The organism is Desulfocapsa sulfexigens DSM 10523 (assembly GCF_000341395.1).
GTDB lineage: Bacteria > Desulfobacterota > Desulfobulbia > Desulfobulbales > Desulfocapsaceae > Desulfocapsa > Desulfocapsa sulfexigens.
The window spans coordinates 2,034,729-2,060,045 of record NC_020304.1; the positions used below are offsets into that span (position 1 = coordinate 2,034,729).

Annotated in this window: 21 protein-coding genes and 1 tRNA gene; 8 read left to right on the forward strand and 14 right to left on the reverse strand. The window is 45.5% G+C overall.

Annotated elements, in window-relative coordinates:
* Positions 1 to 75: 75 nt before the first annotated feature.
* The 6 genes from UWK_RS09015 to UWK_RS09040 all read right to left on the reverse strand — a co-directional run bounded on the left by UWK_RS09015 (position 76) and on the right by UWK_RS09040 (position 7,922).
* Entirely contained in the window at positions 76 to 1,104 is a 1,029-nt protein-coding gene (locus UWK_RS09015) for an NAD-dependent epimerase/dehydratase family protein (RefSeq protein ID WP_015404061.1), read from the reverse strand.
* 175 nt (positions 1,105 to 1,279) lie between these two features.
* A complete protein-coding gene (gene tviB / locus UWK_RS09020) occupies positions 1,280 to 2,554 on the reverse strand; it encodes a Vi polysaccharide biosynthesis UDP-N-acetylglucosamine C-6 dehydrogenase TviB (RefSeq protein ID WP_015404062.1) in 1,275 nt (424 codons plus the stop codon).
* 162 nt (positions 2,555 to 2,716) lie between these two features.
* Positions 2,717 to 4,945, reverse strand: coding sequence for a GumC family protein (locus tag UWK_RS09025; protein ID WP_015404063.1), 2,229 nt, complete (start codon positions 4,943 to 4,945; stop codon positions 2,717 to 2,719).
* 26 nt (positions 4,946 to 4,971) lie between these two features.
* Positions 4,972 to 5,784, reverse strand: a complete 813-nt coding sequence (locus UWK_RS09030; protein WP_015404064.1) for a polysaccharide biosynthesis/export family protein — start codon at positions 5,782 to 5,784, stop codon at positions 4,972 to 4,974.
* A 158-nt stretch (positions 5,785 to 5,942) separates the two neighbouring features.
* The gene (locus UWK_RS09035) at positions 5,943 to 7,367 is read right to left on the reverse strand and encodes an outer membrane beta-barrel protein (protein WP_015404065.1); all 1,425 of its coding nucleotides are present in this window, start codon (positions 7,365 to 7,367) and stop codon (positions 5,943 to 5,945) included.
* Positions 7,368 to 7,487: 120 nt separating this feature from the next.
* Complete coding sequence (locus tag UWK_RS09040; protein WP_015404066.1) at positions 7,488 to 7,922, reverse strand: hypothetical protein; 435 nt, start codon at positions 7,920 to 7,922, stop codon at positions 7,488 to 7,490.
* Positions 7,923 to 8,545: 623 nt separating this feature from the next.
* On the opposite strand from UWK_RS09040, the gene UWK_RS09045 reads away from it, so the two are divergent.
* The 5 genes from UWK_RS09045 to truA all read left to right on the forward strand — a co-directional run bounded on the left by UWK_RS09045 (position 8,546) and on the right by truA (position 12,848).
* A complete protein-coding gene (locus UWK_RS09045; RefSeq protein WP_015404067.1) occupies positions 8,546 to 9,019 on the forward strand; it encodes a DUF721 domain-containing protein in 474 nt (157 codons plus the stop codon).
* Between the two features lie 100 nt (positions 9,020 to 9,119).
* Positions 9,120 to 11,444, forward strand: coding sequence for a cysteine--tRNA ligase (cysS, locus tag UWK_RS09050; protein WP_015404068.1), 2,325 nt, complete (start codon positions 9,120 to 9,122; stop codon positions 11,442 to 11,444).
* Between the two features lie 69 nt (positions 11,445 to 11,513).
* Positions 11,514 to 11,590 (forward strand) — tRNA-Arg (locus tag UWK_RS09055).
* Between the two features lie 127 nt (positions 11,591 to 11,717).
* Entirely contained in the window at positions 11,718 to 12,011 is a 294-nt protein-coding gene (locus tag UWK_RS09060) for a DUF6172 family protein (protein WP_015404069.1), read from the forward strand.
* Between the two features lie 51 nt (positions 12,012 to 12,062).
* On the forward strand, positions 12,063 to 12,848 hold the full coding sequence (gene truA / locus UWK_RS09065) for a tRNA pseudouridine(38-40) synthase TruA (protein ID WP_015404070.1): 786 nt from the start codon (positions 12,063 to 12,065) through the stop codon (positions 12,846 to 12,848).
* A gap of 278 nt (positions 12,849 to 13,126) precedes the next feature.
* On the opposite strand, the gene UWK_RS09070 is transcribed toward truA, so the two are convergent.
* Positions 13,127 to 13,768: a hypothetical protein gene (locus UWK_RS09070; protein ID WP_015404071.1), complete on the reverse strand. Its 642-nt coding sequence runs from the start codon at positions 13,766 to 13,768 to the stop codon at positions 13,127 to 13,129.
* A complete protein-coding gene (locus tag UWK_RS09075) occupies positions 13,758 to 14,663 on the reverse strand; it encodes a hypothetical protein (protein ID WP_015404072.1) in 906 nt (301 codons plus the stop codon). The genes UWK_RS09070 and UWK_RS09075 overlap by 11 nt, the downstream gene beginning before the upstream one ends.
* A gap of 90 nt (positions 14,664 to 14,753) precedes the next feature.
* On the opposite strand from UWK_RS09075, the gene UWK_RS09080 reads away from it, so the two are divergent.
* A complete protein-coding gene (locus tag UWK_RS09080; protein ID WP_228130002.1) occupies positions 14,754 to 16,118 on the forward strand; it encodes a DEAD/DEAH box helicase in 1,365 nt (454 codons plus the stop codon).
* 116 nt (positions 16,119 to 16,234) lie between these two features.
* Entirely contained in the window at positions 16,235 to 18,034 is a 1,800-nt protein-coding gene (typA, locus tag UWK_RS09085; RefSeq protein ID WP_015404074.1) for a translational GTPase TypA, read from the forward strand.
* Between the two features lie 396 nt (positions 18,035 to 18,430).
* On the opposite strand, the gene UWK_RS09090 is transcribed toward typA, so the two are convergent.
* The 6 genes from UWK_RS09090 to glgX form a co-directional block, all read right to left on the reverse strand.
* Positions 18,431 to 18,868, reverse strand: coding sequence for an NUDIX domain-containing protein (locus UWK_RS09090; RefSeq protein ID WP_015404076.1), 438 nt, complete (start codon positions 18,866 to 18,868; stop codon positions 18,431 to 18,433).
* A 1-nt stretch (position 18,869) separates the two neighbouring features.
* The gene (locus tag UWK_RS09095; protein WP_015404077.1) at positions 18,870 to 19,454 is read right to left on the reverse strand and encodes a 5' nucleotidase, NT5C type; all 585 of its coding nucleotides are present in this window, start codon (positions 19,452 to 19,454) and stop codon (positions 18,870 to 18,872) included.
* Positions 19,435 to 20,382 carry a ketopantoate reductase family protein gene (locus UWK_RS09100; protein WP_015404078.1) on the reverse strand — a complete coding sequence of 316 codons (948 nt, stop codon included), beginning with the start codon at positions 20,380 to 20,382 and terminating at the stop codon, positions 19,435 to 19,437. The genes UWK_RS09095 and UWK_RS09100 overlap by 20 nt, the downstream gene beginning before the upstream one ends.
* 32 nt (positions 20,383 to 20,414) lie before the next feature.
* Positions 20,415 to 21,221 (reverse strand): hypothetical protein, encoded by an 807-nt coding sequence (locus UWK_RS09105; RefSeq protein ID WP_015404079.1) that lies wholly within the window; start codon positions 21,219 to 21,221, stop codon positions 20,415 to 20,417.
* 69 nt (positions 21,222 to 21,290) lie between these two features.
* Positions 21,291 to 21,812, reverse strand: a complete 522-nt coding sequence (locus UWK_RS09110; protein WP_015404080.1) for a GDSL-type esterase/lipase family protein — start codon at positions 21,810 to 21,812, stop codon at positions 21,291 to 21,293.
* 190 nt (positions 21,813 to 22,002) lie between these two features.
* Positions 22,003 to 24,111 (reverse strand): glycogen debranching protein GlgX, encoded by a 2,109-nt coding sequence (glgX, locus tag UWK_RS09115; RefSeq protein ID WP_228130003.1) that lies wholly within the window; start codon positions 24,109 to 24,111, stop codon positions 22,003 to 22,005.
* Between the two features lie 117 nt (positions 24,112 to 24,228).
* Here glgX and UWK_RS09120 point away from each other — a divergent pair, with 117 nt between their 5' ends.
* Positions 24,229 to 25,170: an Lcl C-terminal domain-containing protein gene (locus UWK_RS09120; protein ID WP_228130004.1), complete on the forward strand. Its 942-nt coding sequence runs from the start codon at positions 24,229 to 24,231 to the stop codon at positions 25,168 to 25,170.
* The last annotated feature ends 147 nt before the right edge of the window (positions 25,171 to 25,317 follow it).

Below are 25,317 nucleotides of genomic sequence, written 5' to 3' on the forward strand. Positions count from 1 at the left end.
GTTGAACGATTGATGAGTTAACAGGAGAAATCAAAACGGGTTCTATGCCCTACCCAATTTATAAATGAATTCGGGTTATCCCAGATTCTGCAAATACCATTGGGCTGCTTTATCCAGACCAGCCTGTACCGAAAAAGAAGGTTTATAGCCAATCAGTCTCTTAGCTTTTGAGATGTCTGCAAGTGAATGGCGTACATCTCCAGCTCTAAAATCGCGGTATTCCGGTGCAGCGTTCATGGCCGATTCATGAGTTGCTACAACCCTCTCTTTTATCAATTGAAAAAGTTCATTGAGGGTTGTCCTTTCGCCAAAGGCAACATTATACACCTGATTTGATGCCTCTTCATTCTTCGCCGTTGCTGCCAGGAGGTTTGCTTCTACAGCGTTTTCAATAAAACAGAAATCCCGGCTTGTTTCGCCATCGCCATTGATAAAAACGGTTTCATTTTTTATGAGTCCAGCAAACCATTTTGGAATAACCGCCGCATAGGCGCCATTGGGGTCCTGGCGTTGTCCGAAAATATTAAAATATCTGAGACCGATTGTTTTGAAACCATAGGTTTTTGCAAAAACATCGCTATACAGTTCGTTAACGAGCTTTGTCACAGCGTAGGGAGAAAGAGGTTTGCCAATTTTATCCTCTTCCTTGGGCAGATCCGGGTGATCACCATAGGTGGAACTTGATGCCGCGTAAACAAAACGTTGAACGTTTGCATCCTTTGCAGCCACCAGCATATTCAAAAATCCACTGATGTTGTTTTCATTCGTTGTGATCGGGTCTTCAATGGATCGTGGTACGGAACCAAGGGCTGCTTGATGGAGAACGTAGTCGACATTGCTACAGGCATGTGTGCAATCATCTATACTCCGGATATCTCCTTCAATAAAGGTGAATTGCTGCCACTGCTTCTCGCTTACCAGTGATTGAACCTCATCGAAATTATGTTGAAATCCCGTCGAAAAGTTATCCAAACCCACAACTTTCTGGTTTAGCTTAAGAAGGGTTTCAAGGAGGTTGGAGCCGATAAAACCGGCAACACCGGTGATGAGCCAGGTGTACTGCTTGTCTGTCAGATGGTTTTGAAGTGTCTCGTAATGTGTCATTGTATGAGTACTTTATTTCTAAACTCTTTATGGAACAAGTAAGGGAATAATTTCCAGCTTCTTTGGGTATTATGAAAAGCTGCATAGGCTGAAGGATATTTTACTGAAGGAAAAAAATAGCATTACGAAAGCCCTTCCGCCTTTCTGTGCCTTCCGCCTCGTAACCTATTTTAGCTTATAATCTTCCGTCCACAGCGTTGCTTGGAAGGATGTTCTTTACATCATAGATAATGCTTTCTTCTTTGCCTAAGGATTTGATCCATTCAATCCCTTTTAATTTAAATTCGCCATGGGCAACGCAAAGAACAATCGCGTCATAATGTGCTACAGTCGGGGAGTCAATCAGGTTGATGTTGTACTCCTGTCGCGCCTCGTCTTTGTCAACCCATGGGTCATATACGTCAAGGCTGACACCATAAGATGTGAATTCATTGATCACGTCGACTACTTTGGTGTTGCGGATATCCGGGCAGTTTTCTTTGAAGGTCAGTCCAAGGATAAGAATCTTCGAATCCTTCACATGAACTTTCTTTTGCAGCATAAGTTTAACCACCCGGGATACCACATATGCCCCCATATTGTCGTTAATGCGGCGTCCGGCGAGGATCATCTCCGGGTTGTACCCCGTTTCCTGTGCTTTGTGGGTAAGGTAATAGGGATCGACTCCTATGCAGTGACCACCAACCAGACCGGGACGAAAGGGGAGGAAATTCCATTTGGTAGCTGCAGCATCGAGGACCTCATTGGTGTCGATTCCCATGCGGTGAAAAATAAGCGACAACTCGTTGACAAGGGCAATATTTACATCACGCTGTGTATTTTCAATGACTTTAGCTGCTTCAGCAACCTTGATGGAGCTGGCCTTATAGGTGCCGGCTTTTACTATACTTGCGTACAGGGTATCAATTATTTCTGCAGCCTCAGGATTAGATCCTGCGGTGACCTTTGTAATTGTTGTGAGGCAGTGTAGTTTATCCCCAGGATTGATACGTTCAGGACTGTATCCTACTGAGAAGTTTTTATTAAAGGTGAGATTCGATTCCTGTTCAAGAATGGGAACACAAATTTCTTCAGTTGCTCCTGGATATACGGTGGATTCATAGACAACGATGTCGCCCTCGGATAAAAATCTTCCAACAAGTGAACTGGCTCCTTGAAGGGGGCGCAGGTTCGGCTGTTTATGCCTGTCAATTGGGGTTGGAACAGCAATGATATAAAAGTTGTATGCTTTGAGATCTTCTTCCTGACTGGAAAACTGGAGCTGTGGGTTGTTTGCTAAATCCTCGGGAGTAACTTCTCTGGTGGAATCCCTACCCTCTAAAAGTTCCTGTACTCGTGCTTCTTTGATGTCGAAACCAAGAGTTGGGTAATTCTTTCCAAGTTCCACAGCCAGAGGAAGGCCGACATATCCCAGGCCGATGACGGCTATTTTTATTTCTGATATTTGCATGGATGTCTACAATGAGTAAATGGTTAGTATGACTTTGCAAGCAATGATAATGAATTTATGCCATGCGTGCAATCAGATAAAATGATTAAAACGGGGTGTGGTTGCCAGTCATCGCCTACTAGAAAAAGCTAGAAGATAAACTGTTTTTGTTATGGAAAAGCTTTATTCCTTATCGTAGTATTCGTAATATCCATAGTACCCGGAATCTTTTTTACTTCTGATGATTCCATTGATCACAATACCAAGGATAGGGGTGTGGATGTCTCGCAGCTTCTTTAATCCGGAATCCAGCATATCGTAGGTGGTCTTTCCCGATCTGGCAATCAGCAGTACTCCATCTACGATGGCACTGAGGGTGAGGCTGTCTGTCACACGTTGAATAGGGGGAGAATCGAGGAGCACGAAGTCATAAAACTTCATTGTTTCATCCATGAGCAGCTGCATTCTTCGTGATTGTAGTAATTCAGCCGGGTTCGGAGGTATGGGGCCTGATGTAATAATAGAGAGTTTCTCATCCGGGATTGGTCTGATAGGATTCTTTTTGGTGTCGCCGGTGAGGTAGTTGCTTAATCCAAAGGAATTTGGAACATTGAAAAGAGAGTGGGTGCGTGGTCTGCGCATGTCACAGTCAATAATCAGTACTTTCTTGTTGTTCTGAGAAAGAACCCTGGCGAGGTTGCATGTTGTGGATGTTTTACCCTCTTTTGGTGACATACTGGTAATTAAAAGAGAGCGTGGAGGATGATCCGGGGACGACAGGAGCAGGCTGGAACGGATCAGACGATAATTCTCCGAAAGTGGCGACAGCGGGTGCTCAAGAATATGCGATTCTATTGCCTCGTCTTTGCCTTGGAGCTCTTCAACTGTTCCCAGCACCGTTAAATCGAAACGCTGCTCAACATCTTTCCCGTCCTTTACGGTGTTGTCCAGGTATTCGATAAAGAATGCCAGGCCAATGCCACCAAAAAGGCCAAGAATGAGGCCCAGCAGGAGGTTACGCTTTTTTTGCGGTTTTGATGGTGAGGAGGGGAATTCCGCTTTTTTTACAACCCATATCTTAATTTCCTGAGACTGTTCGGTGACACTGGCTTTCTTAATGCTGGAGGTGAGGGCATCGTAGAGTACCCGGTTCATATCAACATCCCTTTTCATAATGGTGTATTGAGTGAACCTCTCGTTTATGTTGAGCATCTCGTTTTTGGTCTTGGCGAGCAGCTGCTTGAGATTTTCTTCCCGAGATTTGGCAAGCTCATAGCTGTTGCGGGTTGAGTCTATAATTCTATCCACTTCGATTTTCTTTTCTCTTAACAACAGGGCCTGTTCAGCTTTGGCGTTGATCATTACCGGATGCTTGTAGCCATATTTTTTAGAGAGATCTTTGATCTTTTGCTCTGTGGCAAAGATTTGATCACGAAGATTCTGCAATACCTTGTTTTCAGCAAAAATGGGGATTGTCTCTATATTATCGTAGTTTTCCCCCAAAGCTTTGATTTGTGCATAGAGCGCTTCAAATTCTTGCTGTTCTGTCTGTGCCTTGGAAAGCTTGGAACTGAACTCAGAGAGTTTTTCCGGGTAGACTGCGAGCTTGTTCTCGACGGTTACCAGGTCGTTATCTCTCATGTATTGCTGCAGGGCAAGTTCTGCTCCTTCGAGTTTTTTACGTTCTTCAGCTGCCTTGCTTGTCATCCACTGCAGAGAGTAGTTACTCGATGCAAGTTTTATTTCCAGGATTTGATCCATATATGCCTGAATCATGGCGTTCGTGACCAGTTTTGCTATTGCCGGATTTTTGTCACTGTAGCTGATTATGACGGTTTTGGTGTTGGCCACAGGCTTGATGGAAAGCCCACCCATGATTTTCGCAGCAATGATTTCTGCATCCGTTTTTGGCTCATTGGCAATAAGTAATCCGGATCCTTCTGTGTTCGTTTCAGATCCCTCAGGGGCTGAGGAGAAAAAGCCTTTGATGAAATCCTTGATTCCGGTCTTGAATGATGAGAGGAAGCTGAACAATCCTTCCTTTTCTTCGCTGAAAAAATAATGTCTGTATTTGGTGTCCAGTTGCAGTTGCTTGACAACCCTTTGAGTAACGTCTGTGCTGCGAATTAACTCAAATTGAGTAGTCAGGAAGTCAGGATCCCAGCGGTAATAGGAATTACCGCCCTCAATGGCACTCGATGAGGTGTTTCGTTCGATAAGAACCTGGGACGAGGCAGTATAGATGGGGGTGGCAGTATAAGTAGCTATGAAAACAGTAAGGAAAGTGATAGCCAGAAACGTAAGAACCGTTGTCTTGCGTTTGAGGATTACGCTGATGTAATCACGAAGGTGGATTTCCTGTTCCTGTGTATCCTGGAAAGCAGGTTGCTGTGTCGGGGGGATAATGTTCATAGCATGGATAGGTATTCTGACAGGATTTAAAAAAAACTTTCAGGGACAACAACGACATCGTTGGCAAGGACAGAGGTGCCATGATCGACATTCTTGAGGATAGTTTTCTCCCCATTGACAATTCGTACAATATCGATCCCGGATTTGGATGCTTTGCCGGTGAAACCGCCTGCACGTGCGATTAGTTTAAGGACTGTACTTTCATTATCACAGGTGTAGGCATCGGGATTCTTGACTTCACCTGTTACATAGCACATACCGCCCTTGGATATGTAAATGGTGTCTCCATCCTGAATGAGGATGTTTTGGCTGAGATCTCCTCCCTCGACCATGGAATTGATGTTTACAACGAGTACTTCCTTTTTTCCATCCTTGGTTCTTTTAATGGTTGCAGTATCACCAGCACCCTCCTTCAGGCCACCGGCTTGGGAAACGATCTCAAGAAAGGTGGTTGCGCCACGTAATTCTGCTATTCCAGGCTTGTATACCTGTCCGAGAATTACGGCTTTTTTTGAGCGAAATTCTTCTATGAAAATATTTACCTGAGGGTTTACGATGTAGCCATCAGCCAGGAGTGTCGTGAGCTTCTGAGTAACTTCTGTTAAGGACATGCCGCCAACATGAACCAGGCCGATAAAGGGGATAACAATTGAACCGTCGTTTGAGACCCGGACTGTTTTCTGTAAATCCGGGTGATCATAAACATCAATTTTCAAGACATCGCCGGAACCAACGATGTAATTATCGGCAAGGCTGTTTGTGGAGAAACAAAGCAGGATTGTCAGGCAGAACGTAGCAAAGAACAAATAAGTTTGAAAAGGAAATTTCACATTACACATAACAGGATTTTCTTTATTTGTGCCTCAGAAGAGTAACTTCTTTGGCATGAAAAAATATGTATCCTGTTATTCAAAGTCACTACGCTTCAAGAAGAGACTGAAACACAATATGTAATATAACAGGAGTTTTTTTCAAAGGATGAAAAAAACTTTACCCATTATAGCGCAGAATTCAAACTAAAGGAAACAGTGTTTGTGTCATACTCGTAAATTTCATCGGTTGAATTCCTTTGTTCCCATGTGTAGGCAAGTTCAGCCATTAGCCAGTCATTAAAAATATACTGCAGGGCAGGGCGGAGGATAAAGCGATCATCATCACGTTTAGGGCCAGTTATTTGATTATAGTCAGCGTTTTCATATGTGAAATCCAGCATTCCTATAAAATCTTCAGCGAATTCCTGATTGTAACGGAACGTCCCGCCAAGAATTCTTTTATCCAGTGCCTCCGTACTGTCAGTTTCCTCTATCTGATGATGCATGCCAAGGGAAAGGCTTGTTTTCTGGGTGACCTTGTACTGAACGTCCAGCTCAAAAATAAGTCCGTCATTGTTTGAGTTATAGGAGTTTTCGCTGATATCGTTTACTGCTTTGTCTTTATACTCACGTGTCTGATAACCTGCTTTGAAGTCTATCGAAGTTTTGGTGGAGGCAATCCAGCTTATACCGCCGTATATGGAGTCCTGATCATTGTCTTTGTCAGTTTCGGTGTCGTAACTTACGTCTATGTACCTGTACTCCAGAAAAAGTGCGGTTTTCGGACTGAATGTGAAAATACCGTAAAGTGAAAAGGCATTATCAGTTCTGTTGAGGAAAGCATCATCAACTTCCTTGTAGTCGAGAAAGAAGTTCGAATAGTCGACCTTCAGGCCGATTTTTTCTGTAATGTCCCAGATAACATTAAACAAAGCTATATTTGAATTATAACGTCTTAAGCTTATTTCACCGAGGAAGTTACCAATATCAAAGCGATCCTGGCTACGGGTGTAATGGTCAACAAGCTCAAAAGAAAGGCCGCTTCTCAGGTTAAGTTTGAAGAAACCTTCAACGTTGGCGTCGTAATCGTTTAATTCTGAATCTTCAGAATAATATTTAAAGTCCAGTGCACCGAGGATATAGGCATTATATCGCTCAAATCCGGGGTAATCGGGTAGGGCCATCTGAAGTCCGCCCGGGGTCGAGTTGTTTGGAGCAATGGCAAGCGGCACCTCCTTTGTCCTGGGAAATGCGAGCCAGATACCTGGAGACAATGTCGTCAGGAAGTTACTCTTTTCATCTGTATAGACATTGAAAAGGTTGTCGGTGTATTCACCGGCGACACTGAAGAAGGGATGTATATAACCACCACCCTTAGTTCCGAAAAGATCGTCATCATCCGTCTGGAGGTTGTCTTCCGGCAGAAGAGATTCGGACGTTCCCGATGGTCCCTGTCCCATGGGGGTGTCCTGGGCTGGAGCAACCGCATCGGTTTGGGCGACGACAGTCATTTTGTCTATTGTTAATTCCTTTGATTCAACACTGTTGATGAGAAGTGAGGAAAAGATAAAGAAGCACGCCGAGGGGAGAAGGTATTTATTTTTCATCATATTTTCTTGGTCGAAGAAGTAAGGAAAGAATAGTGTCTAAAGCTGGTGTGTGCTGCTGTGTGTACTGTTAAAGCAAAACCAGCTCTGTTCGTAAGGTCGAACAGAGCTGGAGGATATTTCTTAAAAAGTGGACTGGCTTACAAACCTTTGCGTGCTGCGATTCTGAGATCTTGGCATTCCAGCAAAAGTTGCTCTTGCAACAGGCGTATATGCCTGGCTGTCTGCCACAGCGTCACCACATTCTACGAGGCTTTTCTCAAAAGCCGCCACAAGAATGATGTCCGAAATTCCAGCACTGTCAGAAGCAGCCTTCACGTCATCTCCGTCAACGCCCTCACAATAAAGAGCTTTCAGGATATGTTGAGGGTTGACATTGGCAATTTTCAGTCCTTCATCGACAATGCTCGTTGGATCCATTCCAGCCTTAAGTGCCTCTGCAACGGCGACCTCAATACCTTGGGTCTGATTGTTGACCGAAAAATCTTCGACCCAGTCAGCAAAGGATGCCGACGCAACAAAAACCCCTAAGAGAGCTGATATCATTATTTTCTTCATAATTTCTCCTGACATTGTCATACGTTCGATTATGATAACTACTCACAATCTAATAGCAATACACCTTAAAAGCAATACAAAAATACATGTTACCAATAAGATACTGCTGTTTCCTTCCGCCGACCAAGGCTTTTTTTTGCTGTCGGACAATATGACCAAAGCCTGAAAGAAAGAGTTATGTCGCTCCGTCTCAGGTTTGTGTTCTTTATTTGCCCGGCTAGAACACCATTTCCCAGATACTGCACTGTTGATCAGAAGATCAAGCGACTGGCCGAATGCCAGCTGCGGACGGCAGTTTTTGTTATCTGAGTTTTCCGATGCTCCTAAAAACAAAGACATCTGTTTTCTCAATAATACGATCCCGGGCGGTAAAGGTAAATAGTCAAAATACTTAATTTACACTATTCGGATGCCGTTTATTATAGATACTTGCTGTCCTGTGGACCTTTACTGTATAATCTCTTTAAGAGATTCATTGTCCAGTCAATTGTGACGAGTCTGACTTGACATTTCACCCTTTCAGGTAGCATTTGATTCATGATATATATTATATCCCTGTTATGGAAAATGTAAATAGGTAGAAATACCCAATTTTTAGTTTGATGTGGTCGAGATAAAGGGTCGTGGAAAAAAAGAGTAAGCATCTGCAATGCTTGGAAGAATTGCTACCTCAAGTTACCATCCAACGGGGCTGGGAAGAACAGCTTGATCTTCATTCCATCTTTTTGCGGTGGGATGATCTTGTTGAAAGTGATGTGGCTGAGCATTGTCAGCCATTGAAAATTATAAAGTCCGTGTTATGGGTCGAGGTGGAAAACTCTGCCTGGTTACAGCAACTCCAGTATCAGACCGTTCCGTTATTAGATATTTTGAATAATTCGCTCCGTTTGTCCAAGTTGAAGGGCCTGCGGTTTTGCCTGGCGGAGAAGAATTCTGAAAAGAAAAAGAGTGAGGCCGTTCTTCGCTATATTCAACCATCTTCCCGGGATATTGAAGCTTTTGAACAGCAAGCAGGGACAATAGCCGATAAGGATTCCCGAGATGCTCTGGTGCGTTTCTGGTATCTTTCACAGGCCTGTATAAAAAATGATCTGTAGTTCTCCTTTCTTCCTGCTTGCCTGAAGCGCCGATTCGCAATAGAATACATACCTGTCTGTTTGTGCTTCTTACTGAAAATAAATTACTTCTGTCAATGTGATGATTTACGATAACGTTTTAGACGCCATTGGAAATACTCCGCTCATTAGGGTGAATCGTTTGAATTCTTCTGATGTTCCGGTCTATGCAAAACTCGAATCCAGTAATCCTGGCGGCTCTGTGAAAGAAAGAATCTCTCTGTCCCTGATTGAGGCTGGTGAGGCCAGTGGAGAGTTGAGTGCTGATAAGATAGTCCTTGAGGCAACCAGTGGTAATACCGGTATTGGGCTTGCCATGGTTTGTGCAGCAAAAGGATATCGTTGTCAGCTGGTCATGCCAGAATCCGCATCCCTGGAGCGAAGGCAGATTATGCAGGCCTATGGGGCTGAGATTCTTCTTACTCCTGCAAAAAGGAGTACGGACGGAGCCATAGAAAAAGCCTATGCGATGGCTCGTGAGCACCCTGATCGCTACTATCTTACAGATCAATTCAATAACGAAGCTAACTGGCGGGCTCATTATGACCACACTGCACCAGAAATCTGGCAACAGACAGATGGAAGGGTTACCCATGTAGTAGCAACACTTGGTACATCGGGCACTGTTATGGGGCTCTGTAAGTGGTTTGCTGAACATCATCCCGAAGTAGAGGTTGTTGCCGTAGAGCCATTCCTTGGGCATAAAATTCAGGGCCTTAAAAACATGAAAGAGTCTTATCGTCCTGGAATATTTGACAAATCTCTCCCGACAAGGATTGTGAACATTGAGGATGAAGATGCTTTTCGTATGGCAAGACTCCTTGCAAGGGAAGAGGGCTTGCTGGTTGGTATGAGTAGTGGTGCCGCAATGTTCTGCGCGCTTCAATTAGCGGGAGAACTGGATGACGGGTTTATCGTAACAATTATTCCGGATGGTGGTGAGCGCTATCTTTCAACACCCCTGTTTACACGAAAGAATAAGGTTACTGAGAAAAAAACTGATCTTTGTTTTTTTAATACACTCACCAAAAAGAAGGAAGAATTTCGTCCACAGAAGGAAAAATACGTCAGTTTCTATACCTGTGGACCGACCGCTTACGAACCTGCCAATCTTTCCCTTTGCAGGCGTTTTGTTGTTTCAGATCTTATTACCCGCTATCTGGAACACAAGGGTTATGAAGTGAATTCCTGTATGAACTTTACCGATCTCGATGATAATACAATACAGGGTGCGAATAAGGCCGGTAAGTCACTTGGGGAATTCACCAGTAAGTATATTGATGGATTTATGGCGGATATCGATTCGCTCAGTATTAAGCGGGCTACTCATTACCCCAGGGCTTCCGAGCATGTTGCAGACATGATAGAAATCAGCCATGAGTTGCTCCATAAAGGGTTTGCCTATGAAAAGCATGGCTCTATTTATTTCGATATTTCCAAATTTAAGAAATATGGCCGCCTGTCAGGCATTGATCTTGGCAAGATTCAGCTGGGAAAAACAGTCGATCTTGATAATTATGAAAAGGATAATCCCCGTGATTTTACACTGCTGAAACGTTCAACCCTGGCAGAGTTGAAAAAGGGGATATTTTATGAGACTGATTGGGGAAATGTACGACCAGGATGGCATATTGAGTGTTCGGCAATGTCGACCAAATATCTTGGCGAAACCATGGATATACATACCTCCAGCCGTGATCTGATTTTCCCTCATCATGAAAATGAAATAGCCATTGCTGAAGCGCTGACGGGAAAGCAACTGGCCAGGTACTGGCTGCATTCGGAACTGTTGCTGGTTGACGGAAAAAAAATGTCAGTGGAAGCTGGAAATGTAGTGACCCTGAATGATGCCGTTCTGCGTGGTTTTACGCCACGGGATGTCCGTTTCATGCTGCTCTCAGTCCATTATCGGAAGCCGATTAATTTTTCTTTCCGACGGCTGATCAACGTCCGAACTGCTCTACGCCGGATTGATGAGTTTACCTGTAAATTGCTTTGTCTGCCTCCTGGAAAACCTCACCCCGAAGTTGCTGCCTATGTTTCTGCAATGGAGGAACAGTTTTTTGCCGCCATGGATGATGATCTGAATGTTTCAAAGGGGATGGGGGCAATTTATAAGTTTATCAAGCGCACCAATCCGATTCTTCATGTGAATCATCTGGATGGTGATCAAAAAAAATACATTCTCGAAAGTTTGGGAAAGATAAACGGAATCCTGCAAATTTTCCGTCTCAAAGGTTGTCCGCTTGCCCCTTCCGTGAATGCTATTATTAAGCGACGAGAGGAGGCGCGACAGGGGAAAGACTGGAAAGCTGCTGATGAGGCTCGTGATGAACTCATTCGCCAGGGAATCCAGATTATTGATACAGCCACCGGGCCTGTATGGAAAAAGGTCGATGAGGAATGATCTGGTCCGGGGGGTAGTAAAGAATGGTATTGATTTTTTGTCGGCTATATTTTATAGCACTTATTACATGCGCCAGTAGCTCAGCTGGATAGAGCAACGGCCTTCTAAGCCGTAGGTCACAGGTTCGAACCCTGTCTGGCGTACCAATTTCAATAAGGGTTTCAGTCTTCTTGGCTGGAACCCTTTTTTTTTGCGTTGGAGGCATGTCGGAAAATGCCCTTTTTCCACACTTCGTTATTGGAAAGATTTTTTCATATTTTTAAAAGGATAAAGATGAGAAAAATTTACAAATTGACCCACCCGAAAATTAAAGTCGATAGACTGGTGGAAGGTGTAAAGCACGACATCAAGAAATACGTTAAGCGAGAGCGTAAAAAAGCGCTGCCGGTGGGCGTCGATTATTGGGATTTTGACTGCAAATTTGGCAATACTGTTAAAGGATTGCAGGATATTCACCTTGCTGAGATGAATACCTACATTGATCGAGCCAAAGAACAGCAGCTTGAGTCATTTTGTATTGAAATTCAAGTAAAGCCAGGGCGCAGAATGAAAAAATCTGGTACTTGATTGATTTCGGAAGGTTCTATTCTTGTCTTTAACGGAGAATGAAAAATAATCATGAGTGGTAAAAGTAAACTACGCCGCTATAGGCTAATACTTGAGTATGATGGAACCAATTTCAGTGGCTGGCAGAAACAGGTGAATGTCCGGACTGTGCAGGGGGATGTACTGAAGGGTGCGGCACGTGTTTTTGGGGAGGTCCCGATGGATCTTCAGGGCTGTGGTCGTACCGATTCTGGGGTCCATGCTCTCGAATATGTAGCCCACCTTGAGGTGGCAGCTGATATGGGGCCACATGAAGTTGCAAGAAAGCTTAATGAGACACTGCCAAAAGACATAGCCGTAAGGTCAGTTGAAGCAGCAGGGGCTCGTTTTCATGCACGTCATAACTGTATAGCAAGAAGTTATGTCTATCAGATTCGAACAGAGAAATCGGCTTTTGGAAAACGTTATGACTGGTGGGTACAGGCGGATTTGGATCTGCCTGCGATGCAGCATGCCGGGTCGTTGATGACAGGCATGCATGATTTTGCCGCTTTTGCCGAAAAAAAGGAGCTGAAAAAATCAACCAGGGTCTTGATTCATAACGTTGAGGTTTTTAAAGAGAAGGAAATTCTTAAGATCCGGGTTGTCGGGTCTCATTTTCTCTGGCATATGGTTCGAAGGATGGTTGGGATTATGGTTGAGGTGGGCTGTCACCGCTTAACGGAGGAAGATGTTCAAAACATGCTCGAAGACCATTCCAATGCTTTACCATCTCATCATACTGCACCGAGCGCTGGCCTGTTTTTCGAGAAAGCCTTTTATGACAGTGAGGGGCTGGCTGAATTGTTAAAAGAGTGATTTTGATGGCATCGTAGAAAATAATAATTCCTGATTACCATCGAAACTCAGCTTTGCAACCCGGAGTTGTTTCGTGTCGGTTATATGGGACGCCATAAACCCATCCCTGGGGGCTCTGCTGCGGCCATCCAGGCCGCAGATGCCCATATAATCAACACGAAAAAACTCCTCCTCAGACGGGTAGGCTGAGGATTAGTGGTAATCAGGTAATAATTTGTGCTATCCCGTCACTCCCGCCTATGCGGGAAGGACGGAACGGGGGACTTTTTACGAGCGTATCACTTTTGTCTGGTCGTAGCTATTTTTGCCTTCTTGCTCGTCTTTATGGACGGTATGATACGCAGTAACAAGTTGTCAGGTTGTAGTCGCATTTCTTCGATATTCATGGAAATGGAAAGGAATTTGCTTCCGGTATTTGTAACAATAGGTTTGAGTCTGTCGATTTGAATCGGGAATTCCCGGTTGTTAAAAAGGAGAACAATGGCGGACGCAACATCGGTTTTGTTCTGACTTGAAGCTTGGAGATCGGTTATGACGGGTTTGAGGAAAAGCGTCTGGCTCGGAGCGTGATAGCGAATGGTTGCGTCGCATTGAAAGCGCATGTCGAGCGCACCTATTTTCATGCGAAGATCATGTCCTCCAATGGATGTGACAATGTGCAGATCATGACCGACGATGCTTATGCGGCTGGAAAGTGTATCTTTCCGGAACTGCAGGTTCTCAATTTTCTGTATAAATACCGATCCAACAAGGGCTGTGGAGTTTATGTCGACAGGTACTGGCAGACTTTTGGCTACTGCCTCTGAAACGACACTGACCGGGACGTGCATGGTGATGGGGGCTTGTCTGGAGGCTGCAGAAGAGAGCGTGCCAGTCAGGAGAATAAAAAGAATGGCGGTGAAGAAAATTTTATTGTTCATTGGAAGATCCTGTGTGAATGGTTGCTGTGTTTTTGCGGATAAGTGACTGTAACCAGAGAAGAAGTGAGAGCAGAAGGCCCACGTAGGATGCAAAGCTTCGTGGAAAGTTGTGGATATGATACTCCTGTAATTCGAGGGTTTTTGGGTCTGTGAAACGGCCACGAATCGAAATAGTTCCGGAATGTATCACTGGCAGGTTTGTGACCCTGAGTTCTTTGTCGATATAGCATTCCAGGAATCGGGTGTCGGGATTAACTCTGGCTCGATCAATTTCCACATATTTTCCCGTTCGGGTCTGTTTGTTGTTCAGGGTGTTGCTGTAATGGACATCTGCGTTGTAGGCAGAGGTTGTCAGCAGTATCGGACTGGCGAAATATAGTAAAATCAATGTTACGGCCAGCAGTGCTTTTGTTATGCCCGGCTTTTCGAGCAGCAGGTCATCGTTGATAGCCTTGGGCCAGAGAAAAAGAAGGACCAGGAGGCCTGCGCCACTGAAAATATAATTGGAAAAGTGCTCGGGCCAGAAGAGGTCAAAGTTGGTGCTATACCAGGAGAATGGGACCAGTAGGTTCGCTCCATTCCCCCATTTGTTTTGAGTCGCATCAATGAGCAGATGTAACAGACTGTTCCCGGCCAGGATCAGGAAAACCTGTCTACTGTTACGGGTCAACATGGAAAGAGCCAGGGCAAGTAGCAGGCAGTAGGCAAGACTCGCCTGGGTGACTGAGTAGAGACGCAGGGCCAGAGGATCTGTGAACGGAGTGAGAATGCGCTGGACAATCCAGGGAAGGTCAGGAATAATGCAGCCTAGGATGATCCACTGCAGAGGGGATTTCTTGAGCCCAAGTCGGGTCAATGGTGTTTGTATTCCGATATGAACCAGAGTATTGGGCATGCGGGAAATTTCTTTTTTTAAAGATATAAAGAGTAACCTTCGTGCTGACTGTTCCTGAGTAGCAATGCCACAGACCTCCCAGATAATCAATTGAAAAGTGTAGCCATGCCATCTCTCACCGTTGCTGCCGACTGTCTTTTGGAAAATATCTCATTTTCCCTGGAAAAGGCTGTTAAGGAACAACTGAGCATAGATAATCCCAAGTATATAGCAGCGAAAAAATATGGTCGCTGGATTGGGAAAAAGCTTGAGCCCACATTGAAGTATTATGAGCCTGTGCAAAATGGGTTGCGCTTCCCTCGGGGATTTGCCAACCAGGCCGTACTGTTGTGCCGTGAATTTATGCAGGAAACGCCGGAGATTCACGATAAACGCCTGTTGCTGCCTGAAGAAAACTTTTTTTTTAAGGGGGTTTTACGGCCCTATCAACAGGCTGCAATAGTTGCCGCTGAACGGCGGTCCTTTGGGGTTCTCGAAGCTGGGACGGGCAGTGGAAAAACGGTTATGGCCCTTGCTATTATGGCTGCTCGCAGACAGCCAACTCTGATTGTTGTTCACACCAAGGAGTTACTGTACCAGTGGCAGGAGCGTGTTAAGGATTTCTTGGATTATGCGCCGGGATTGATTGGAGATGGGCATTTTGATGTGCGTCCCATAACGGTGGCCATTGTCAATACTGCCAGAAAAAGGGTTGGGGAGCTGGCGCCACACTTCGGCCATCTGGTGGTTGACGAGTGTCACCGTGTCCCTGCGGCTCTCTTTACAGATGTTGTGAGTAATTTCCCCGGCCATTATCTTCTTGGGCTTTCAGCCACAGCATTTCGTAGTGATGAAGGCTTAACGAAGCTGATTAATTTTTATATGGGAGACCGGTTTCATAAAGTTGATCAGGGAGAGCTTCAGGCGACAGGGGCTATCGTAAAACCTGAGTTGATCCGCTGCCAGACAGCTTTTCAGTATCATTATCAGGGAGAGTATCAGCCTTTAATTGCGGCGCTCGTTAAAGATGAGGCACGCAACCAGCAGATTATTGCTGATGTTCTCCGTGAGAGCAGACAGCACGATAACGGGATTCAGCTGCTGGTTTCTGATCGAGTTAGTCATTGCCAGGTCTTTGAAAAGGAGCTCAGCTCGTTGGGGGTTGATGTGGTACTGCTTACGGGACAGACATCCTCCGATCAGCGTGCGTCCATAGTGGAATCAGTGCAGTCCGGGAAGGTGCAGGTCCTGGTGGCTACTCTGCAACTGATCGGTGAAGGTTTTGATTGTCCGGGATTGAGTAATCTGTTTCTTACCACTCCCATCACTTTTGAGGGGCGTCTTCTTCAGGTGTTGGGCCGGATTATGCGCCCTGCTGAAGGGAAGAAGCCAAAGGTCTATGATTATGTTGACGAAGCTGTTTCTGTGCTGAGGCGTTCTGCTGAAGGGCGAAAAAAAATCCTCGATTTGTTCTGATTTAATATCCTTGCTAATATCTTGATGTTTTGTTAATCTGCTGAGTTCTCCGAATTTAGGAACATTTAAAGCATCCGCATATGGCTGGGTGCTTTTTTCATTTTAAGAGGCACTAGATGGAACAGGATAAGATTCGAAACGTTGCAATTATCGCTCATGTTGACCATGGCAAAACAACTCTTGTTGATGAGTTATTTAAGCATTCCGGTATGTTCAGGGATAATGAGAAGGTCACCGAACGGTTGATGGATTCAGGTGATCTGGAGCGGGAACGTGGAATTACCATCACTGCTAAAAATGGATCCTACGAGTACCAGGATTACTGGATTAATATAATTGATACGCCCGGGCATGCCGACTTCGGAGGGCAGGTGGAGCGCGTGCTGCGCATGGCCGATGGTGCACTACTTCTCGTAGATGCTCAGGAAGGTCCCATGCCTCAGACCTATTTTGTTCTCAAAAAGGCTTTGGAAAATCATTTGCCGGTAATTGTTGTTATTAACAAAATTGATAAGCCTGCTGCCCGGTGCGAATGGGTTGTGGATCAGGTCTTTGACCTTTTTGTTAAACTGAATGCCCCCGATGATGTTCTTGATTTTCCGGTTGTTTACGCCTCTGCCAAGGAGGGGTATGCCATAAAAGACCATACTGATCCCGTGGAGAATGGTGGAAACATGGATATTATTTCCCAGATGATTGTTGACCATACTCCGGCGCCCTCAGGATCACCCGATGCTCCATTGCAGATGCAGGTAGGAACCATCGACTATTCACCGTATCTTGGGCGTCTTGGAATCGGCAAGGTGGTGAATGGAACCCTTTCCATCAATCAACCTGTTGTGGTTGCCCGTCGCGACGGTTCGATTAAGCCAGTGCGGATTTCCAAGATCTATCGTTTTTCCTCTGATGAAAAGATCTCCACGGAAACAGCCACTACCGGTGAGATAGTAGCTGTTGCCGGAATGGATGATGTGACCGTCGGTGTTACCTTCACTGACCCGGATGATCCACGCCCATTACCATTAATTGATATTGATCCACCCACCATTTCGATGAACTTTATTCCTAATGATTCGCCTTTTGCCGGGAAAGAAGGAAAGTTTGTCACTTCCCGTCATATTGAGGAACGTTTGAAGCGTGAGACACTTGCCGATGTGGCCCTGCAGTATGAAGCACTTACCGATGCCGTGGGCTTCAGGGTTTCCGGGCGTGGTGAATTGCATCTTTCCATTCTTATCGAGAAGATGAGACGCGAAGATTACGAACTGCAGGTGACCCGTCCTCGAGTGATTTTGATTGAAAAAGATGGTAAGACTCTTGAACCATACGAAGAGCTCACCGTTGATGTGGATGAACAGTATCAAGGGCCGGTTATTGAGAAACTTGGCAAACTGAAAGGTCAAATGGAAGAGATGACCACTAGCAATGGTATGGCTCGGTTGAAGTTTAAGATCCCAACCCGTGGCCTGCTTGGGTATCGTTCACAGTTTATGACCGATACCAAGGGAATGGGGATGATGAGTTATGTCTTCGCAGAGTATGGGCCCTGGGCCGGAGACATTACGAATCGAGTTAGCGGTGTTCTGGTTGTCAAGGAGCCCTGCACTTCTGTTGCCTATGCCCTGTTTAACCTTCAGGACCGTGGAAAACTCTTTGTTGGAGCTGGGTTTCCAATGTATCAAGGACAGATTATAGGTGAACATTGTCGGAGTTCTGATCTGGTTGTGAATCCTGCAAAGGGAAAGAAGCTCACTAATATGCGCGCCTCGGGATCTGATGAGTCAGTGGTTTTGACACCTCCTGTGGACATGACTCTTGAAGATTGTATTGCCTATATTAACGATGATGAGCTGGTTGAGGTCACGCCTAAGTCGATTCGTCTTCGTAAGAAAAGTGGTGTTCGGATCAAAGGGTAAAACAGAAGTATGAGCGATCTGATTTTTTTTATTATTGCAGGGGTGGCCGCTGTTGCCACCTTTGCGATTATAGCAAAAAAATATGGGAGTGACTGTATACCCTGACTTATGCTGTATAGCTCTGCAGGTGCAGGGCTGGGGGTGTTCTTCCTGTTGAAATGGATTTTTGGGTAGGGGAAAGCGACCCGGCACTACGTATTTTCTTACCTGATTACCATCGAAACTCAGCTTTGCAACCCGGAGTTGTTTCGTGTCGATTATATGGGACGCCATAAACTCATCCCTGGGGGCTCTGCTGCGGCCGTCCAGGCCGCAGATGCCCATATAATCAATACGAAACAACTCCTCCTCAGGCGGGTAGGCTGAGGATTAGTGGTAATCAGATTCTCCTATTACTTACCCTGCTGATAGCTGTTTTTTTGTAGCAAAATAATCGGCTATGATTTTGCCGTGATCAAATACTAGTTCCGGTAAATCACTTTCCGTAAAGAGTTTCGCTTCTGCAGCATCATCTCCAGCTATAGGTGGTTTTTCGGCCTGGGCGATGAAGACTGTTGAGGCCGTGTGCTGACGCGGATCACGGTCCGGATCGGAATAGGTCCTGAATTGCTGTAAATTCTGTACTGCGAGCCCTGTCTCTTCCTTCGCCTCCCTGATAGCAGCTGCCTCATAGGATTCTCCATAATCAACAAAGCCTCCCGGTAAAGCCCATCCATGGGGTGGATTCTTGCGTTTGATCAGTACTATGGTTCTATCAACTTCTATAATGATGTCAACTGTGGGAACCGGATTGCGATACAGCTGGAGTTTTTTCTGACAGTAGGGGCAGTGCATGCTATGACATATCCCGTTTATGCAATAATTCGCTGATTTCCTGCCAGTTACTGACGCTTTGAAGGTGGTGTTTGTCATGGTTCCATGGCTGTTTGTACACAATGGGAATGATATCTGTCTCGGCCAATTGAAGGCATGTTTCAACCCGATCATCGATGAAATAATTAAGGTCGTGCTCCTTTATATAACGTGCCTTGTCGTCATGATCACCCATTGCCACAAGCTTAATCTTTTTGCATGTCTCAGCGGGGAAGAAGTGGTCAAGCCAATCGGCAACAGGTTGTTCAAGTGGTCTTGCTGTGATGATGGTTACGGGAGACTGCTCTGCCATGGTGGTGATAACCTCTACTGCTCCAGGATTTGGTTTGAGTCCGGTGCCGAGTGAGTCTTTGAGGATGGCATGAAAAATTTTTTCGACCCTGTCGGTTGGAATGCTGAGACATTCTTCAACCTGGAAACTGGTAATATCTTCCAGGCGAAAAGAGCAGTAGTTATATTCTTCACAGGCGAGACGGATAAAGGCTTCGCCAGTATCTGCAATTACGCCATCCAGATCGAATCCTATTTCATAGCTGTTGATGTTCATTGTATGTACCTTCTATGTCTCTTATCTGAGAGGCTATTGAATCATTCAATGGGGTCGCGATGTTGTAATTTCTGCCCAGTTGGCTGATTGCACCATTTATGGCATCAATTTCAGTGGGGCGGTGGTTACGAACATCCTGGAGCATGGAGGAGACATTTTCAGCTGTGTGTTTGCACACTGTGAGGGTCGCCGCAACAGGATCTTCCTGGATGCTGATTCCAGAAGCGATGGCCACTTGCTCGGCCTCTCCCACCAGTCCTTTGAGTTGTTGCAGTACTGGATCGGATGTGAGCAGTCTGCCGTTGGGTATATTATGAATAGCGGTCAAGGCATTGATGCCTACGTTAATAAAAAGCTTGGCCCATATTCTGGATCTGATATCCTTCGAAACCGTACAGGAGATCCCTCCCTTCTTGAGGAGAGATTGTATCGCTGATAGTTTGTTACAGGTTGTTTGTTCCTGAGGGGAGAGAAAGCCCAGGAACGTCTGTCCGCTTCCAGCATGTCTGATATGCCCTGAAGCTATACGAGTAGCTCCTTCTGAACTTGTGGCAAGAACTGGAATACCCCGTGGAAGCCTGTTGCCATATTTGAGGTGATTGATGCCATTTTGGAGAAATATAAGCAAAGTGGTCGGCGAAAGGAGCGGGGCAGCAAAGGTGATACTTCTATCCAGCTGGTATGATTTGACACAGGAAAAAAGTACATCAAGGGGGCCAACATCTGCGGGTTTACTGGATACAGGAATGGCAAGCTGTTGTTGACCAGTGGTGGCAGATTCAAAGGTGATGCCCTTACTGTTGAGACTGTCGGCCCTGGCATCCCTGTGGTCAATAAGCAGGATTCTGTCCCGCGTGTCCTTGGCGAGAAAGAGTTTGGAGGCGAAGAGGCAACCCAGGGCACCCGGGCCAATGATACCAATCTTCACCTCTTCTCTCCTTCTCGTAGCAGATGATTGTGTTATTTTACAGTCTTTGCTTCTTCAACAATTGCTACGTACTTGTATCCAGCACCAAAATCTTTGTTGGCAGCAAGGACACCTTCAACTGTAATGACATCGTCAACTGCTACTTGCTCTGACGTTGTTATAACAAGGTCGTGGGTGTTGCTTGCAGGATCGCCGGAGCCATCCTGAAGGTGAACCCAGTTGCGTCCCATAATCATGGGGCTGAACTTCACAACTTTTCCCTGGATGCGGATCGTTTTACCATCAAGGGCTTCAGTTTTTTCAAAAACTTCAATCACACTGTATGCATTCTCGCCAGTAGCTTTTTCGACTTTGATTTCACTAAAGGGAGCTATGGCGCCAAGGCTTCCAGCAGATCCAGCGGCCTGAGCCTGGGTTGCTGCTGGCATACCACCCTCTGCCTGAACTGCACTGGCAAAGGAATCTTCACCACCCTGAGGGGTTGCTTTTCCGTGGGGATTCTGCATTGTGCTGCCCATTCCACCACTACCGTGGGGAGATGCAGCACCAACAAGGCCGGCTGAAAAGACGATGGCGTCAAATGTACGGTTCAGAGTTTTGGAGGCAAAGTTATTCATGACCATACCGGGTTGGTAGGTGACCTCCTGGCCAACTGCCACCTGTGCTTCAGGGATTGCAACCCATGGCTGCTCAGCGCCGATATCCACTTTCATATAGGTGTAACCATTGGAATTCATCGTTTCCAGTACTTTTCCAGTAAGATTTTGAGAAGCACTGGCAAATGTGGCAAGGCTGATGAAAAGGCAGGCAATGAGTCCTTTTAAGAGTGTTTTCTTCATGTCTTTTTCCTTTGTTTGTGGTGAAAAAATAAATGGTACTTTATGCACCTTTGTCTTTTGGGTTCTATTCTAGTCTTCAATTAAAAATGCAACAAATTCAAGTATGGATTTTGACCAAAGGTCGTATGCCTTTGGTGTTAAATGGATGCCATCATCTCGAAAAAAATCAGAGTTTGCTTTAAATTTCGAAAACATATCAAGATAACAGGAACCGGTTAACTGGGTCATGGCATCAATTGATCCGTTAATTCGTTGCAGAGTATCCAGGGTGACCCAGGGGAGCTGGCAGGGGAGAAGGCTGTTGGTGATAACTTCTGCCGTTGGGAAGGCGGACGTCAGAAGAATCGTTATCTGGCGTAGATGCTCCAGAAAACTGTAGTCTTCGATGATAAGATTGTTTGTCCCAATCATAACCAGAACTAACTCCGGGGGTTCGATTTCCCTGATAATTGATGGAATCCTGTGTCGCAGTCCCTGAGCGGTTTCGCCGGGCAGTCCATAGTTGAGGATGTTAAAATGGTGCATCCTCGTCTGCCAGTCAAAGTCTGCTATGAGCGAATCGCCAAGAAAGAGAAAGTTACTTTGAGTCATTATAAAAAAATTCCCTAACGGGATTCATTACTGATTTGAATTATGCGTTTTTCACAGTGTGCTGAAGATAATAAGTATTACTCATTAGTCTGACAACCATACCACAATGAAAAACTACTGCCAACCTGAAGAAGTTGATTATATTGAGAACTGTTGCTTCGCTCAGTCAACGCTTTTGCGGGTAGGGGGATCATGTCACAGATTGAAGAACAACTGCTGCCATAGCTTTTACCCGGATCGTGTCGCCGCCTCTGCGTGTAATAGCATGGCCTGGTTCTCGGAAATCGAAAGGGCTGATGCGGGCCGTGTCGACGATCTGTTTCCAGAATCGTTTTTTTCCTGATACCGGTGGAATAGTGAATTCAGCTCGTTCCGTTCGATGGCCATTGAGCATGATAAAAAAATCGGAATCTTTTTTTCTCGCTTGAAGAAAGAATGCCAGGGTATGACAGTCTGAAGACCAGTCTTCACGCCCTGGTTTGAGAGACTGCCATGAAATCTCCTGTCCCGGGCCATGGCTGAAAAAGTTGCGGCGCCGAAAAAGGCGATGTGTTTTTCGAAGATGGAGACATTTTCTGAAAAAACGCAGCAAGCCTTTGTTGCTCTCTGCGAGTTTCCAGTCGATCCAGCTGGTTTTGTTGTCCTGACACCAGGCATTGTTATTGCCACCCTGACTTCGCCCAAATTCGTCTCCTGCCGTAATCATGGGAACGCCCTGGGAGAGAATGAGGATCAAAGCCAAACTACGGACACGTCTGAAACGTAGGGCCAGGATATGGTCCTCGTTGCTTATCCCTTCAACACCACTGTTCCAGCTGATGTTATGGTTGTCGCCATCACGGTTTTCCTCACCGTTGCCGGCATTTTGCTTCTGTTCAAAACTAACCAGGTCATAAAGGGTAAAACCGTCGTGACTGGTGATAAAGTTGACCGAGTTGCATGGAGTGCGGGCACTTGTCTGATAGAGATCTGAGCTGCCGCTTATGCGCGTTGCCAGGTTGGCTACTGTATTATCATGGCCTGCCATAAATGCCCGGACATCGTCCCGGAATTTTCCATTCCACTCAGCCCAGCGACTATCCTGTGAAAAACTTCCGACTTGATAGAGGCCTGCGGCATCCCAGGCTTCAGCAATAATTTTGGTGTCACGAAGAATGGGGTCTTCGGCAATCATCTCAATCATGGGGGGATTGGCGAGGACATGTCCCTTGCTGTCACGTCCAAGAATTGAAGCAAGGTCAAAACGGAATCCGTCCACGTGCATTTCCACAACCCAGTAGCGCAGTGAATCTTTAATAAATGACCGGACCACGGGGTGATTACAGTTGAAGGTGTTGCCGCAGCCTGAAAAATTGAGATAGTCGTGGCTGTGCTGATCCAGGAGGTAATAAATGGAGTTGTCGATACCACGGAAGCTGCTGGTACTACCCTCATATCCGCCTTCACCCGTGTGGTTGTAAACCATGTCGAGAATGACCTCTATTCCAGCCTGATGCAGGCTGCGGACCATGGTTTTGAATTCGTTGATATGATCTGCAGGGTCGGAGGCAAATCCCGATTTGAGGGCGAAAAAAGAAATAGGGTTGTAGCCCCAGTAATTTTTTAATTTCTCGCCTGTTTCCGGGTTATAAAAAACATTGTCGTTTTCATCCCACTCCGTGACAGGCATCAGTTCCACGGCTGTGACTCCCAGTTCCTTCAGGTAGGGAATTTTTTCTATTATACCAAGATATGTTCCTGGGTGCTTGACGTCTGCACTAGGGTCCCTTGTGAAGCCGCGAACATGTAACTCGTATATGACGGAGTCTACCATGGGGGTCTTGAGGGGTCTGTCATCCTGCCAGTCAAAATCGTGCGTTGTCAGTTTGCAGAGAGGAGTGGCTGTTCCGGAGAATTTTTTTCCCCAGGAACGCGAAATAATATTTTGACAGAGCGGGTCGAGCAGGATCTGTTTCCGGTTGTAGACCAGGCCCTGTCCCTGGATATCTGTTTTTCCATCAAGCCGATACCCGAAGGAAAAATCACGTTCTTCGGTGACCAGAAAAATATGCCACATGTCTCCAGTACGGTTTAATTCGGGATCAAGCTGCAGTTCGAGCCTGCTGCCTTCTTTTCCTGAGTTCTGAATGACAAGAGTTACTGATGTGGCATGCCTGGAGAAGAGAGTAAAATTGACCCCATCGTCTATTGGTGTTGCTCCACCGGGTAGTGGAAAACCCTGTTTTGTGTGGGGACCTGTTTTTTGCTTGATCATTTTAATAATGGTAATTATAATTAATTCTATTGTTAGCTGGAACACAAATCTCTTTCTATTGTCTGACAATACACCAGTGAAAGAAAAAGTAGAATTTTTTTATGGGCAGAGAAAAGTCAAAAGCAGATCATTCAACTCACAGCAAAGGAGTTTTCTATGGGCATGTTTCAGAAATTACAGATCGGCGATAGCGTTACCCCGGAAATCGATTGGGAAATGACACCGGACATGACTTTTGGAACATTTGAGTCCTGGGGTGGGCGTGAGCAGATGCGCAGCAGGATAAGTGGTACCGATCGGGTCTACTATTTCTTTATTGATAATTGGGATGATGAGCCGAAACTCTGCCTTATGGAGCGTGGAGTAAAACACGCAAGAGTTGCAGCTGAGATCAGGGCTCCTGAGCAGATGCTTAAAAAATGTGTTGAAAATCATGGAACGTCGTCTCTTTTTGAGAAAAGTTATGCCATTAATGGTGAGATCAAAGAGTGGCTGATCGCCAATGTTCTTGAGTCAGAAGATACCTCTGCTGTTATTCCTCTTTATGATAAACCCGAGGTTGAGGATATGGGAGGGGCTTTGCCGCTTCTTTCTGAGTCAGGTTTTGCGGGAGAAAAAGTTGCGTTGCCGACGGAACACAGTTTTATCAATGATGATGAGCTTGCTCCTTTGATGAAGAAATGGAATTTCTACGACGGTGATCTGAATGCAGAAGGAAACTTCGAAAATTTTCTCGTGGATCCAGGCGACAGGAGAGTGGTCGTTGACCAGCGAACCGGATTGATGTGGCAGCGAGGTGGGCTTGATATAACCGCTGTGCGAAGTATGAAACGCAAAATAGAGCAGTTAAATAAAGATGGTTATGCAGGATTCCATGACTGGCGGATGCCAACCATGGAAGAGGCCATGTCTATCATGAATAAAGAGGTAAACAGTAAGGATATTCACCTGGAGCTCTGTTTTTCCAAGGAGCAGCCTTTTATCTTTGTCGATGCCCAGCGCAGGCCAGGTGGCTACTGGTATGTGGATTATAAGCATGGTCGTGCCTTCTGGTCCTCCGGAACCATTCCCGGTGGCTTTGCAAGACTTTGTCGTAGCATGTAGTTTTTTTTCTTTCCTCCTCCTGAGTACCCGAAAGAGAGTTATCTTTTTCGGGTATTTTTTTTTGCAAAAAGTAAATGTACATTGACATGTGAGGATGATTTGCTGTATTGGTGTTATGTGAATGTACATTTGTCGTGAGCGAGGAAA

What these genes read in the sequence shown, in the direction of transcription:
- UWK_RS09030 (WP_015404064.1), bottom strand. Translation starts at nt 5,784, where the DNA reads ATGTGTAATGTGAAATTTCCTTTTCAAACTTATTTGTTCTTTGCTACG.
- UWK_RS09095 (WP_015404077.1), bottom strand. Translation starts at nt 19,454, where the DNA reads ATGAACATCAACAGCTATGAAATAGGATTCGATCTGGATGGCGTAATT.
- UWK_RS09110 (WP_015404080.1), bottom strand. Translation starts at nt 21,812, where the DNA reads ATGACTCAAAGTAACTTTCTCTTTCTTGGCGATTCGCTCATAGCAGAC.
- tviB (WP_015404062.1), bottom strand. Translation starts at nt 2,554, where the DNA reads ATGCAAATATCAGAAATAAAAATAGCCGTCATCGGCCTGGGATATGTC.
- UWK_RS09070 (WP_015404071.1), bottom strand. Translation starts at nt 13,768, where the DNA reads ATGAACAATAAAATTTTCTTCACCGCCATTCTTTTTATTCTCCTGACT.
- UWK_RS09025 (WP_015404063.1), bottom strand. Translation starts at nt 4,945, where the DNA reads ATGAACATTATCCCCCCGACACAGCAACCTGCTTTCCAGGATACACAG.
- typA (WP_015404074.1), top strand. Translation starts at nt 16,235, where the DNA reads ATGGAACAGGATAAGATTCGAAACGTTGCAATTATCGCTCATGTTGAC.
- UWK_RS09120 (WP_228130004.1), top strand. Translation starts at nt 24,229, where the DNA reads ATGTTTCAGAAATTACAGATCGGCGATAGCGTTACCCCGGAAATCGAT.
- UWK_RS09090 (WP_015404076.1), bottom strand. Translation starts at nt 18,868, where the DNA reads ATGCACTGCCCCTACTGTCAGAAAAAACTCCAGCTGTATCGCAATCCG.
- UWK_RS09035 (WP_015404065.1), bottom strand. Translation starts at nt 7,367, where the DNA reads ATGATGAAAAATAAATACCTTCTCCCCTCGGCGTGCTTCTTTATCTTT.
- UWK_RS09060 (WP_015404069.1), top strand. Translation starts at nt 11,718, where the DNA reads ATGAGAAAAATTTACAAATTGACCCACCCGAAAATTAAAGTCGATAGA.
- UWK_RS09015 (WP_015404061.1), bottom strand. Translation starts at nt 1,104, where the DNA reads ATGACACATTACGAGACACTTCAAAACCATCTGACAGACAAGCAGTAC.
- UWK_RS09075 (WP_015404072.1), bottom strand. Translation starts at nt 14,663, where the DNA reads ATGCCCAATACTCTGGTTCATATCGGAATACAAACACCATTGACCCGA.
- UWK_RS09105 (WP_015404079.1), bottom strand. Translation starts at nt 21,221, where the DNA reads ATGAAGAAAACACTCTTAAAAGGACTCATTGCCTGCCTTTTCATCAGC.
- truA (WP_015404070.1), top strand. Translation starts at nt 12,063, where the DNA reads ATGAGTGGTAAAAGTAAACTACGCCGCTATAGGCTAATACTTGAGTAT.
- cysS (WP_015404068.1), top strand. Translation starts at nt 9,120, where the DNA reads ATGATTTACGATAACGTTTTAGACGCCATTGGAAATACTCCGCTCATT.
- UWK_RS09040 (WP_015404066.1), bottom strand. Translation starts at nt 7,922, where the DNA reads ATGAAGAAAATAATGATATCAGCTCTCTTAGGGGTTTTTGTTGCGTCG.